This is a genomic window from Pseudanabaena sp. UWO311 (genome assembly GCF_006937785.1).
In the GTDB taxonomy this organism is placed as follows: Bacteria; Cyanobacteriota; Cyanobacteriia; order Pseudanabaenales; family Pseudanabaenaceae; genus Pseudanabaena.
This window is the reverse complement of the sequence record NZ_SJEE01000005.1, coordinates 144,036-156,602: the sequence shown is the minus strand read 5'-3', so window position 1 is coordinate 156,602 and position 12,567 is coordinate 144,036. Positions and strand designations below refer to the sequence as shown.

Annotated in this window: 10 protein-coding genes; 5 read left to right on the top strand and 5 right to left on the bottom strand. The window is 43.5% G+C overall.

Annotated elements, in window-relative coordinates:
- Nucleotides 1-379 precede the first annotated feature (379 nt).
- Both glyS and PseudUWO311_RS06510 read right to left on the bottom strand, forming a co-directional pair.
- Nucleotides 380-2,506 carry a glycine--tRNA ligase subunit beta gene (gene glyS, locus PseudUWO311_RS06515; protein WP_142654390.1) on the bottom strand — a complete coding sequence of 709 codons (2,127 nt, stop codon included), beginning with the start codon at nucleotides 2,504-2,506 and terminating at the stop codon, nucleotides 380-382.
- 332 nt (nucleotides 2,507-2,838) lie between these two features.
- On the bottom strand, nucleotides 2,839-4,197 hold the full coding sequence (locus PseudUWO311_RS06510; protein WP_142654389.1) for a hypothetical protein: 1,359 nt from the start codon (nucleotides 4,195-4,197) through the stop codon (nucleotides 2,839-2,841).
- Between the two features lie 624 nt (nucleotides 4,198-4,821).
- Between PseudUWO311_RS06510 and PseudUWO311_RS06505 the strand changes: the two genes are divergently transcribed.
- The 4 genes from PseudUWO311_RS06505 (at nucleotide 4,822) to PseudUWO311_RS06490 (ending at nucleotide 8,374) form a co-directional block, all read left to right on the top strand.
- Nucleotides 4,822-6,075, top strand: coding sequence for a M16 family metallopeptidase (locus PseudUWO311_RS06505; RefSeq protein WP_142654388.1), 1,254 nt, complete (start codon nucleotides 4,822-4,824; stop codon nucleotides 6,073-6,075).
- A 108-nt stretch (nucleotides 6,076-6,183) separates the two neighbouring features.
- Entirely contained in the window at nucleotides 6,184-6,642 is a 459-nt protein-coding gene (psbQ, locus tag PseudUWO311_RS06500) for a photosystem II protein PsbQ (protein WP_142654387.1), read from the top strand.
- 77 nt (nucleotides 6,643-6,719) lie between these two features.
- The gene (locus PseudUWO311_RS06495; protein WP_142654386.1) at nucleotides 6,720-7,865 is read left to right on the top strand and encodes an IscS subfamily cysteine desulfurase; all 1,146 of its coding nucleotides are present in this window, start codon (nucleotides 6,720-6,722) and stop codon (nucleotides 7,863-7,865) included.
- 119 nt (nucleotides 7,866-7,984) lie between these two features.
- On the top strand, nucleotides 7,985-8,374 hold the full coding sequence (locus PseudUWO311_RS06490) for a nuclease A inhibitor family protein (protein WP_142654385.1): 390 nt from the start codon (nucleotides 7,985-7,987) through the stop codon (nucleotides 8,372-8,374).
- A gap of 2 nt (nucleotides 8,375-8,376) precedes the next feature.
- Here the strand turns inward: PseudUWO311_RS06490 and PseudUWO311_RS06485 are convergent, their stop codons facing one another.
- From PseudUWO311_RS06485 to PseudUWO311_RS06475, 3 genes are all read right to left on the bottom strand, one after another.
- Nucleotides 8,377-9,306: a DNA/RNA non-specific endonuclease gene (locus PseudUWO311_RS06485; RefSeq protein ID WP_142654384.1), complete on the bottom strand. Its 930-nt coding sequence runs from the start codon at nucleotides 9,304-9,306 to the stop codon at nucleotides 8,377-8,379.
- A gap of 124 nt (nucleotides 9,307-9,430) precedes the next feature.
- Complete coding sequence (locus PseudUWO311_RS06480) at nucleotides 9,431-10,267, bottom strand: hypothetical protein (RefSeq protein ID WP_142654383.1); 837 nt, start codon at nucleotides 10,265-10,267, stop codon at nucleotides 9,431-9,433.
- Nucleotides 10,268-10,494: 227 nt separating this feature from the next.
- Entirely contained in the window at nucleotides 10,495-11,457 is a 963-nt protein-coding gene (locus PseudUWO311_RS06475) for a protochlorophyllide reductase (protein ID WP_142654382.1), read from the bottom strand.
- Nucleotides 11,458-11,805: 348 nt separating this feature from the next.
- On the opposite strand from PseudUWO311_RS06475, the gene PseudUWO311_RS06470 reads away from it, so the two are divergent.
- Nucleotides 11,806-12,507 carry an ATP-dependent Clp protease proteolytic subunit gene (locus PseudUWO311_RS06470; protein ID WP_103668004.1) on the top strand — a complete coding sequence of 234 codons (702 nt, stop codon included), beginning with the start codon at nucleotides 11,806-11,808 and terminating at the stop codon, nucleotides 12,505-12,507.
- Nucleotides 12,508-12,567 lie beyond the last annotated feature (60 nt).

Genomic DNA, 12,567 nt, shown 5'->3' with positions numbered 1-12,567 from the left:
TCTACCATTGGTTATAGGTGATAGTTATCGATCGCTTTCAAGGTTGTCGTAATATCTATAACTGTTTTCCCAAAAGAGTTGTAGGTATTTTAGTGGGTTGAAAAAATGATGAGTTTTCGTTTATATTTTGATTTATTTAATAAGTTTTTCTAATCTAATCTACAGGCGTAATCATATAACCATTTTTGATATGAAAATTCAATCAATCATTCCCCCTTGAAACACAGGAGAAGGGATCTATCGCTATAAGTGTAGCCTTAGCCAATTTTATAAAGACAAATCAAAACCCAAATATTGAGAGGCGGCGCTTTGCGCCGCCTCTCAATATTTGGGTTTTATGTCCTAAAAAAGAATAGCCACAGCTATACCTGTCTAGAATTTATTTAAGAATGGCGCTAAAGTCTGCGAGTTTGCGGCTGTAGTTGCGGATAATGCCTAGCAAGTTAAGTCGATTTTGCCGTACTAATGTATCTTCTGCCATGACTAATACATCATCAAAGAATTTGGCTAAGACAGGCGCGATCTCCATAATCCCTGCCATCAACTGCTCATCACTAGGCTGACTTGGCAAAGCAGCGATCGCCTGATATAAATCCCTTTCTGCTGGTTCGGTCAAAGTTTCAGGATTAATAATTGCTGTCACATCAACTGTCATGCTATCCAAGTCTCCCTGAACTGCAAGTCGAGAAGCCCTGACGATTGGCTCATAGATAGCGCTGAGTGTTGCCCCATCGCGAGATTTTTGGAGGAAGTGAGCGCGTTCCTTGATGCGAGTGAGATTGCTCAAGCCTTGCAAGGTATAGGCGAGATCCTCATTACCTGATATTGCATTAACAAGATCATATTCAATCCCTTGATCTGCCAAAATTGTCTCGTAACGCTGTTTAAACCATTTGTAGAGATTCTCCAGAACGGCTTCCGCAGGTGTCGCCAGCAAATTCTTTGCGGCGTAAATTGCGATCGCGGCTTGTAATAACTTCGGCAAATCGAGGGCAAAATCACTTTCCCATACAATCTGGACAACGCCAGTAGCGGCGCGGCGCAATGCAAATGGGTCAGACGAACCTGTAGGAATAATCCCCAAGCCGAAAATACCAACGAGGGTATCAATGCGATCGCTGATCGCCACAATCTTACCCGCCAAAGAAGTTGGCAATGAGTCACTAGCGCCGCGTGGTTGATAATGCTCCCGAATACCCGTCGCCACAGCAACAGGTTCTTTGCTAGAAAGGGCGTAGTAATAACCCATTTGACCTTGCAGCTCAGGAAATTCCTTGACCATCTGCGTGACGAGATCGGCTTTGGCGAGTTGGGCTGTGCGATCGATGATCGCCTTGTCTGCTTCAGTGGTTTCTAAATTCGCGATTGACGCAATCACCACTTTAGCGATCGCCCGAATTCTTTCTACTTTTTCAGCGACCGAGCCAAGCTGGGCTTGAAAGGTAACTTTTTCTAAAAGTGGCAAGAAAGTCTCTAAATGTACCGCGCGATCGCTATCGTAGAAAAACTTGCCATCGGAGAGACGCGCCCTAATTACCCGACCATTTCCAGCCGAAATCAAACGCGATTTATCAGGGTCACCATTGGAAATGGTGATAAAGCGCGGTAATAATTGTTCAGGATTTTTGAGTGAATGTACAGGGAAATAGCGCTGATGGCTAACCATTTCGGTCTTGATTACGGGTTGAGGCAGTTCTAAATATTCCCGTTCAAATTCACCAATTAACGCTGTGGGAAATTCCACTAAATAAGTAACTTCTTCGAGTAAATCTTCAGGAATTTCAGCTTTTCCGCCAAATAATTCCACAATGCTATTCATCTGCGTGAGAATATGTGCTTTACGCTCTTTTCCATCTACTAATACAAAGGCTTCGCGTAAAGTCGCCACATAATCGATCGCTGTGTCAATAATTACCGATCGCGGATGCAGGACACGATGCCCTTGGCTAATGCGATCGCTTTGGACATTTTCTAAGGCGATCGGCAAAAGCTTGGAGTTAAATAATGACACTAACCAACGAATCGGACGAGGAAATTTCAGATCGCCATTACCCCAACGCATCAAGCGCTTACCTTCGAGTCCCGTAATCCAAGTCGGGGCAAGTTCTTGCAAAATATCCTTAGTCTGGCGACCGATAATCTGCTGATGAGCAAAGACAAATGCGCCCTTATCAGTTTCTTTAATAAAAATATTTTGGAGATCTATGCCCTTAGACTTGGCAAAACCTAATAAAGCCTTGGTGGGTTCGCCTTGTGGATCGCCATTAACAAAAGCTGAACCGATCGCTGGCCCCTTGATTTCTAGACTGCGATCGCTTTGTTGATTTGGTAAGCCTTCGATTAATACGGCAAGACGACGAGGCGTACCATAGACACTGACCTTACTCGTAGTTAATTGGTGTTCATCTAAATTTTTTGGGATGCGCTCTTGCCATTGGCGCAAAGCATCAACAATAAAGCTAGCAGGTAGCTCTTCAGTACCAACTTCTAACAGAAAACTTGCCATAACCACGAGTTGAGGGACTGTTTTCAGTTTAACGCTTTGATGCGAAAGTAACTCAAGCAAAATTAATTACAAACCGAAACCCATAAAGTTTCGCCTCTGCGGGGCGCAACTTTACGGGTTTCGGTAACTTTTTTAGTACAAGTACTTAGGAAACTCAAAGGAAAAAATGATCCATATAAAACCCCAGAATATAGCGGCGGGCTACGCCCGCCGCTATATTTTGGGGTTTTATATGGATCATTTTTTCTTTGGAGTTCCCTAAATCCAAGAGTTTTGTTGAGAGTGTTGCCTCGCAACACTCTCAACAAAACTCTTGGATTGTATGACATTGACTACTGAGAAAGAGCAGCTTTGCGAGAGTCAAACAACTGCAAAACCGCACTCTTAATCATTGACATTACATAAGGATCACAACTTGCAATTAACTCCTCTGAGGTTAAATTTCCCTTGAAAAATTCCTTGGAAAGTTCTAACATGCGTTGCATTTCTGTAAAACCGATCGATTTCACCATAAAAGTTGCTACAGGTGAATTTTTGACATCGTAACTAGAGTCAACAGTGCGCCCCTTGTCTAAAAGCTCTAATACCTCTGCTTCAACTGGACTCGAAGGCTGTTGCGGTGTGATGATTTCTGGTAAAAACTGTTCTAATCCCACTACAGGTCTGTCTTCTAACGGTAATTCACCCATCATTGTCGAAAGCGATATATCACGTCCGATCCGAAATGATAGAGCTTCCAAAATTGCGATTGACGTGAGTTTTGTTCCTAAATATAATCTTGCTACTTCTAAATTTTGCTTGGTTTGTGCAAGTAATTTGTAATAGTCTTTCTCATTTGGTTCATTGCGATAGCGTCGAAAAACAATTTCAGGTGAGAGGAAGTTCATAAATCCTTCCATTTTTTGGATGGAAACTCGATAGCCATGCACACTGTAGGAGTTGACATTCTTAAGATCATGATTGGTCTCTGGAATTAAGTTCCAAGTATTGTTCAGAAACCTAGATGAATTGGTACTCGCAAAATTTTCGACATCGCGATTAGATAAACGGACTGCCCTTTTGACAATTTCAGCAATTTCTTGATCCTCCCACCCAAAATGAAATATCTCATTAGCATTAACTAAACGCCCAAATAGCAAATCAGAGCAAGTCAACCCAGAATCTAATTGTGGACGAAACGGAATTGTGGCTTCGATACATGCAGCTATTTCAGTCAATGTCGATAAAGGCAGCATATTTTCTAGGGCTTTGACGGCGATGAGTGCACTTAGAAACTCATTTTGCCCAGACATTGGTAGTAGAGGCTGTCCATGCTCAAAGCCAAACAGCATCGTTACCATTCTAAAAATCATATCTTCTTGAAGTTCGGGAGGGTCAAGAATGACTAATTGCTCACGATCTTGCTTGATATATGGTGAAATATAGCGACTAATATTGACGCTGATGCCCTGATCTACCTGTACATAAACTAGGTCATGAAATATTGCTGATATTACCTCGATCGCATCTCCCCCTTCGCCAACCTCAAAAATATGATTTGGTGTATGAAACGATCGCCAGGGGCCAGTCATGGTCTGAATGATCAAATTGGAGATTTTAGTCAATTGCTCAATGTCAACTTGACCATGTAAGTCTGCGATCGCTTGTGTTAAGCAATCTAGACATTTTTGTTTATCCTTTGCAGTACTCATCCAATCCTCTCCGCAATTAACGTCATTCTTATTTACAGCGTTTTTTCGAGCATCTCAACCACAAAATGCTGGTGATTATCTAGACAATTACCTAATAATTTGCTCCTAAATTTTTCGATATTTTTTTAAGCGCAAGGCACGGTAGGTTTTGTATTGCATGAAACTTAAACCGACTTGTATTGATGACTGATTGGATTTGTGTGATTTTGTTCAGATTTTTTAATTAATTTATAAAGACAGTTAGCCCTAAGCCATTCCCATCTTTAAACATATTAGTACGACGCTTTGAAGATGACAGAAAATCTAGCATAATCTGTCGGTTACTAAACGTAAGTAGCTGATTTTCCGACCCATTACTCATAGTTCATTAAGTTGGAGATTATGTATATCGTCAGTTTGGCTGGAAATCGCTGAATTCTGCTAGCTGATCCCAAATCTGCTAGTGGGGGTGTCGCTTGCAGATTTGAGATCAGTTAGTTATACCAATTAACAAAAGTGTCATCACACTTTTGTTAATTGGTATAAGCTAGGGATATTAAAGATATCGCGAGTCACTATCTTTAATATTTGTTTCTTGTAACGTTTGTTGTTTGTAAATTCGGGAATCAAAATTTGTCATTAGCAATGTCACAACGAATCAGCGATCGCTTGGTCTTATCCAATGGCATTGTGGTTTTAGTAACCGAAAATCCTACGGCTGATATCATCGCAGCACGGTGCTTCTTTGCGGGCGGTGAGCGCGTCCAACGCTCGACCAAATCAGGACTAACCCATCTAGCAGCCTCACTGATGACACGCGGCACTGAAAGATCTTCCTCCCTAGAAATTGCAGAACAGGTGGAGTCGATTGGCGCATCATTGGGAACAGAGTGCTCAAGCGACTATTTTTTACTCTCATTAAAAACTATTTCATCAGATTTTCATGACATGCTACTGCTGGGTTCAGAGATTTTGCGATCGCCTAGCTATCCCGACAGCGAGCTTGATCTCGAAAGAAGGTTGACAATTCAATCAATCCGATCTCAACAGGAGCGCCCATTTACGATCGCCTATGATCACTTGCAACAGCTAATGTATGGGGATCATCCCTATGGATTCCCAAGCCTTGGTACAGAAGCAACTGTCAGTAACCTCACTCGTAATGACTTGGTTGATTTTCACCAAACTTATTTGCGCCCCGATCAAATGGTGGTTAGCATTGCAGGTAAGATTTCGCCAGATCAAGCTCTCTCTCTTGTGGGTGAAGCCTTTGGTGATTGGAAAAAGCCACATCAACCTACTGTTATATCGACACCCACACCCAATTTCCAGTCTCGATTAGTTACCCATGAACAGGATACACAACAGGCGATCGTCATAATTGGTTATCCTGCGCCATCAGTTAGCTCTCCCGACTATGCCGCGCTAAAAATTATCTCGACCTATTTAGGCAATGGATTATCGAGCCGCTTGTTTGTGGAATTACGCGAAAAACGGGGGCTTGCTTACGAAGTCTCTGCATTTTATCCCACGAGATTAGAAGCTTCGCAATTTGTCGCTTATATGGGAACGGCTCCGCAAAACACAGGGGTTGCCCTTGAAGGGTTACGTCATGAGTGTGAGCGGCTTGCCACTGTTGCGATCTCAAATGAAGAGTTAGCAATATGCAAGAGTAAGTTACTGGGACAATATGCCCTTGGTAAGCAAACTAATGGTCAAATTGCTCAAGTGTATGGATGGTATGAGGTGATGGGCTTAGGCTTAGAGTTTGATCGCCAATTTGTCGAGGCTATTGAAGGAGTGACCGTCGCTGATGTGCAGAATGTAGCGCAAAAATATTTTGTAACACCTGCTATTTCGGTAGCAGGCTCGGCAGATGCTTTGAAACAAGTAAAATAATAATCTTGGTGTGGTGCTTTGCGCCTTCTATAAAATGTGTTATGGACGCTTTGCGCTCACAACACATTTATTGGATCTGTAATTATTGATAAAGGAGTATTTTTTTCCGTGTTGAATCTCAAAAATTATTGGAAAGGTTTTAAAAAAGTTGCGATCGCCTTTTGCTTAATGCTGGCGCTAGTCGGCACTCTGTTTGCACCTGTCTTAACTCAGCCTGCGATGGCTCAAAGTGAATCTCAATCGGCGGCGCTTGCAGCTTCTGCTGCAAAGCTACAGGTGCTTAGTGAGCGATTCAATCGCCTCGAAAAATTTGTATATGCTCAAAAATGGAATGATGTGATTACTTACATTCACGGGCCATTTGGCGAAATTCGACGCGAGCTAAGATTGATTGCTGGGCAGTTGAGCAAAACTCAAAAAGAAGCTGCTAATGATTTATCTAATAACCTATTCAAAAATTTTGTGATCCTTGATAATGCAGCCAAAGATAAGGATGCGATCGCGGCGGAGAATGCATTTAAAAAGTCTCTCCAAGATTTTGAAAGTATCGTTGATTTAGTCAGCTAATTAGACAAGGAACACAAAGTATCTCTTCTATGAAATTAAAGAGGGTGCGAAGCGCCCTCTTTAATCGTTAAAGCACTATGCAAAGACCAATTTATCTTGATTGTCATGCCACAACTCCCGTCGATGAGAGGGTTTTAGAGGCGATGCTGCCATATTTTCGGGAATCTTTTGGCAATGCGGCAAGTGTTGGGCATTTCTATGGCTGGGAAGCAGAAGCAGCGGTCAAGTTAGCGCGTGAGGCGATCGCTAATGCTATCAATGCAACACCCGATGAGATCATTTTTACTAGCGGTGCAACCGAAGCAAATAATCTGGCTCTTAAGGGAATAGCTGAAGCGTATCACCAAAAAGGGCGGCATATCATCACTGTACAAACGGAACATAGCGCAGTGCTTGATCCCTGTACTTATTTGCAATCTCTTGGGTTTGAGATTACCTACTTACCTGTCAAAACGGATGGCTTAATTGATTTGCAGAAACTGAAAGATGCCATTCGTACCGATACAATTTTAGTCTCGGTGATGGTAGCGAATAACGAGATTGGGGTGATACAACCGATCGCAGAAATTGGACAGATTTGTCATGATCGTCAAGTCTTATTCCATAGCGATGCGGCTCAAGCGATCGGCAAAATTCCTATTGATGTGAACGCGATGCAGGTCGATTTGATGTCACTCACTGCTCATAAAATTTATGGGGCTAAGGGAATTGGTGCTTTGTATGTACGTCGTCGCCGACCAAGAGTAAATCTTGCACCCCAGTTACATGGCGGCGGACATGAGCGAGGAATGCGCTCTGGTACTCTCTATACGCCGCAGATTGTCGGCTTTGCAAAGGCTCTAGAGCTTTCTGTCGCTTCTCAAGCTGAGGAGCAACAGAAAGCTCTAGACCTACGTGAACATTTATGGCAGAGATTAAGCGAACTTGATCGCATTATTCTCAATGGACATCCGACCCAGAGGCTCGTGGGTAATCTCAATGTTAGCTTTATGGGAGTGAATGGAGCCGCTTTAATGCTGGCTTTGCAGCCAGTTGTCGCTGTTTCTTCTGGTTCTGCTTGTACTTCTGCAAAGACTGCACCATCTCATGTGCTTACCTGTTTGGGACATTCCAAGGAGTTAGCTTATGCTTCCATTCGATTTGGCATTGGCAGATTTAACACTTTTGATGAGATCGAAACTGTCGCTAATCATGTAATTGCTTCAGTGCGATCCATACGATAATAAACCTCACAGCAGGAAATATCCCGCCGCGCGGGATATTTCCTGCTGTGAGGTTTCATTTAACACCACCAGATCCAAAAATAGCAGTATGGTCATAGCATACGCAATTAACCACACCGATGACTGCTACAGAAATCAGCGATCGCCTTACTAAACTCTCCGAAGGTTTACTATTCCCTAGTGAGTCCGAATATCCTCTAGAACCTTTCACTTGGAAATCTGCAACCCTCAATCGTAAAACCATCCTGACCCAATCGGGTAAACCTGCGAAAACGCCGATCAAAGAGATCTCCTTAGAAGAGCTCTTTGCGCCCGTAGTTACAGATCAAGATTGGTTTGAAGATGCAGATCGGGAAATTGCTCAACGGTTTCGCGACTTGCAAACTGCGATCGCTACCTTAGAAAATGTCCAAGTGTTTCGCCTTGGCAAAGTCAAGATCGACGTTTATATTATTGGTGCGATCGGGAATGATTTGGTCGGGCTGAAAACTACAGTTGTTGAAACCTAAACCTAACAGCCTTTCTTTGACTCAATCTGCTCTTGGATATCGGGAGGAATATTGGAAAAGAAATCATAGCCTGTCAACTTTTCCACATCATCAACTGACACGCAAAAATCTTGCCACTTATTATTGCGTCCTTGCTTGTTTGGCATAAGCACTGCGATCGTGCGAGTGTCGGCAGTTACTCCTTCTAAACCTTTGGTAGGTTCGTCAAGAACTAAGATCACCTTCCACATGGTTTCAGGCACAGTGATTTTGCCCTTCAATTGAGAAGCTTTACCATTATTGCCTTCGCCACCAATGCCAAAGCCACCAGCGATGATATAAAGCTCTTTGCCTTGATTAGCCAAGATTCGACTGTAGCTTTCTAACTTTTCCCATCCTCCTTGGTTGTTATCGGGTGCTTGCGGTACGATGTTCGTCATCAAGAAAGTGGAAGAGTTAACCTCCACCGATTGACCACGATCTTCAGAATTAACGAGATGGCCGCGATCGAATCCTGACCCGCCATAGTTAGTAGTTACTACCCGATACCATCCCTTAGGTAAAGCTGGATCAGGACGAAAATTGTTTTGACGCTTTGCATCACCCATCCATGATTTATTTAATTGCCATGAAGCCCAGTTTGCTATGTTACGACTTTTGCTATAGCTCAGCACATACTCAGGCTTGAGCATCAAATAGTTATCGGCATTCGCAACATCAGGTGTAGCTTTGCTAGGGTTTCCCGCTTTTAAATTGGGGTTGCTATAGTCATTGTCGAGTGTGTGTGATGGCTTTGTCTTCGAGGGAGCTTTAGTCGGCGTGACTTTCTTGATGACATTGTTGTCGAGAGGCTGCGCTGACTGAGCGTAAGCTGAGTCTATAGCTATTGTGGCAGTCTGGCTAAAACCGATAGCCAGCAAAGCTGTTAGTAATAAGGCTAGTGGCGATCGCATATTGTTATTAGGCGGAATTTGCCAATAGCATAGCGCTTGTAATACTAATTCTCAAAATGACGTTGCCATACTGTCATAAATAACAAAAAGAAAATTGCGGCGCTTTGCGCCGCAATTTTCTTCCCTAAAGTCTTGGGGGGACTGGATCGGTAATCTCTGATGGTCTGTTCTGATTCATGTTGTGAAGTGTTACAGGATCTGGTGCACGTAATCCGATTAAGCGATATTTTTTAGTGTAAGTGGGAGCAATCTCTGGGGCTTCTACCCACTCATTAGTCGCTACAAAATCTTGAGAGGAAGTGCCACTTAAACCAGTTCCCACGGCATTACTGCGATTTTCACTGGCTCTCGATTTAGACGCTTCATCTTTGGATGGGGCTGAATTAGAAGGTGCTGAAGCTGATGGAGGAAATTCTTGAGTTCTAGGTGTTTCAAGCGCGATCGCATCTCGGCGTTTGATTGGTTTAAATGTAACTTCAATTAAGCCTAGATCGGGATTATTGATGCCACCATCTCGATCTAGCCCTGGATTACCTTCTTCTAAAACGATAAATTGCTTAGCGATCGCGCGAGGTCGCTCCAAGATGACAGAGCGATCGCAGATCAACCCATCAATAATGGAAACACCATCGATTTTTATGCTAACGGCGCTCGTATAGCTAGGTGAGTTAATTTCAATCTTATAGGTTTCTCGAATACCAACATTGATGTAGCCCCTAGGGTCGGGTCGTCGGATATTCCCATTCTGGTTAATAGCGATCGATACAGTCGAGTTTTGAGGGATATAATTTCTGGATGGTACGGAGGATATGGGCTGTGTAGTGTTATTTCCGATCTTCTCATCGCTTAAACGATTGGGAATCGCCGATGACTCAGTCGAACGAGGATAACTAGCAATAACAATCCCGCCAACCAATACAGAACAAATTGCCAAAATCCGCAGGTTTGATGGGGTAAGCATATGAGAAGCCTCAAATTTCTTTACCCTCAATTTACATCAAGTAATCTTGCAATTCTTCGTGGTTACAAATTTAGTAACGAAATATAAAACCCAAAAGATAAGTGGCGGCGCGAAGCGCCGCCACTTATCTTTTGGGTTTTATATCCTAAGCAAAACTTACATTTCTATAGCAAACCCAATGCGATATCACCGCGCATCCCAAATTATTCGCTAGGAAGGGCAGTTGTCTACACGAGTCTAACAAGCTTTGCGCTTAAGTCCCACATGCGTTCTGCTCTTGCATCATCGCGAGCTTGAGGAGATACTGTCTGCACAAAAGACTTACCATCTTTTTTCTGACGATTGCCCCAGCTCCAATAGGCTCCTGACTGCTTATATTCAGGATCTGCAAGAACAGCAGCAACTCTTTCACCCGATAGCTCCTGCGTGACATATCCCTTAGTAATATTCTTTTGAAATAATGGGAATAGCTTCTGGAAGAGAGGATAGTGATTGCGGAAGAGCGGCGTATCAGCAACACAACCAGGATAGAGGGAAGTGAAAGTGATGCCAGTGGATTCATGATAGCGGCGGTGCAACTCTCTCATCGTCAAGATATTGCAAACTTTGCTCTCTTTGTAGGCACGGACAGGTTCAAATTTCTTCCCATTTGCCATGGAGATCGGCGGCTTGAACCCTTTCTCAAAACCTTCGAGATTGCCGAGGTCTGGCTGCGGGGGGATCTTGCCACCCAATTCATCGGGATTATGGGTGACTGTTCCCAAAATGACCATACGGCGATCGGGATGGGTAGACTTTTTCATGTCCTCTAGTAGCAGATTACACAGGAGAAAATGACTGAGGTGATTGGTGGTCATTGTCAACTCAAATCCTTCAGGCGATCGCAATGGTTCTTTGAGCAAAGGCATATAGATCGCAGCGTTGCACAACAAGGCATCAAGGGGCATTCCTGTAGCTCGGAATTTAGCCACAAATTCGCGCACACTAACTAGGGAGCCAAGATCAACTTGGATGATTGTGTAGCTACTTTTCGGAATACCAACAGATTCGGCAGCTTTTTCTGTTTTGGAGATATTGCGGCAAGCCATGACGATATGCCAGCCTTTATCAGCCATTGACTTGGCTGACCATAGTCCAACACCTGAAGAAGCGCCTGTAATAATAACTGTAGGTTTGTGATACTGTGACATTTTTAAGAATTACTCGATAGACTTTGATTAGAATTTTACAGTGCTTTGGGATTAAGCAACAAATGGAGGGCAAAGCATTGCACTGAGGGTCTTTCACGAAAAATTGATCGCGTAACCCATGATTCTTGCCTCATAGATTCATTAGGTTTTGATATAGCTAAAGCCAATCATGTTAAACCCAAGATAGAGTTGCGTCACTTTGTGCAGCAACTCTATCTTGGGTAGCCTCAGCCATCTAGTCCCTCAGCCTTAGACGGCAAACCCTACCTCAATCTCGGCTAACATCGCCCATAGCAGGGGGATCGCTGTGATAAGCTAGCAGAGTTAGTGTCATTAACACGAATAAACATGGATCGACCTTCTCGCTCTGTTCCCCAAGCCGCACAAGCCGCCTATTCAGGGGATTCGTCATACGGACGCACACCGCCGCCTGACTTACCTTCGCTACTACTAAAAGAGCGGATTATTTACTTTGGGTTGCCTCTTGTATCTCCCGACGAATACAAACAGCAGCTTGGTGTCGATGTTACAGAATTGCTCATCGCCCAACTTTTATATTTGCAATACGAAGATCCTGAAAAACCGATTTTCCTATATATCAACTCCACGGGGACATCTTGGTATACAGGCGATGCGATCGGTTTTGAGACCGAAGCTTTTGCTATTTGCGACACACTCAACTATATCAAGCCACCTGTCCATACCATCTGTCTCGGACAAGCCATGGGAACCGCCGCGATGATTCTCGCCAGCGGAACCAAAGGTTTTCGAGCTAGCTTACCAAATGCCACGATAGTCTTACACCAAGCCCGCCGCCAAACCAGAGGGCAAGCCTCTGATTTGCAGATTCAGGCGAAAGAAGTATTGACGAACCGTGCTGCGATGCTCGAAATCTTGTCGCGTACCACAGGCAAGTCCACCGAAGCCATCACCAAAGATATGGATCGGATGTTGTATATGACTCCAGTGCAAGCCAAAGAATATGGGCTGATTGATCGTGTTCTTGAAAGCACAAAAGACCTGCCCAAAGCAGTTCCAGCACTCGTTTAGTTAGGAATTACGAATTACGAATTTGTAACTCGTAATTCGTAATTCGTAATTTGTAATTCC

Excerpts from the sequence above, each read along its gene's own strand:
- glyS (WP_142654390.1), bottom strand. The coding sequence starts at position 2,506 with ATGGCAAGTTTTCTGTTAGAAGTTGGTACTGAAGAGCTACCTGCTAGC.
- PseudUWO311_RS06510 (WP_142654389.1), bottom strand. The coding sequence starts at position 4,197 with ATGAGTACTGCAAAGGATAAACAAAAATGTCTAGATTGCTTAACACAA.
- PseudUWO311_RS06505 (WP_142654388.1), top strand. The coding sequence starts at position 4,822 with ATGTCACAACGAATCAGCGATCGCTTGGTCTTATCCAATGGCATTGTG.
- PseudUWO311_RS06495 (WP_142654386.1), top strand. The coding sequence starts at position 6,720 with ATGCAAAGACCAATTTATCTTGATTGTCATGCCACAACTCCCGTCGAT.
- PseudUWO311_RS06490 (WP_142654385.1), top strand. The coding sequence starts at position 7,985 with ATGACTGCTACAGAAATCAGCGATCGCCTTACTAAACTCTCCGAAGGT.
- PseudUWO311_RS06485 (WP_142654384.1), bottom strand. The coding sequence starts at position 9,306 with ATGCGATCGCCACTAGCCTTATTACTAACAGCTTTGCTGGCTATCGGT.
- PseudUWO311_RS06480 (WP_142654383.1), bottom strand. The coding sequence starts at position 10,267 with ATGCTTACCCCATCAAACCTGCGGATTTTGGCAATTTGTTCTGTATTG.
- PseudUWO311_RS06475 (WP_142654382.1), bottom strand. The coding sequence starts at position 11,457 with ATGTCACAGTATCACAAACCTACAGTTATTATTACAGGCGCTTCTTCA.
- PseudUWO311_RS06470 (WP_103668004.1), top strand. The coding sequence starts at position 11,806 with ATGGATCGACCTTCTCGCTCTGTTCCCCAAGCCGCACAAGCCGCCTAT.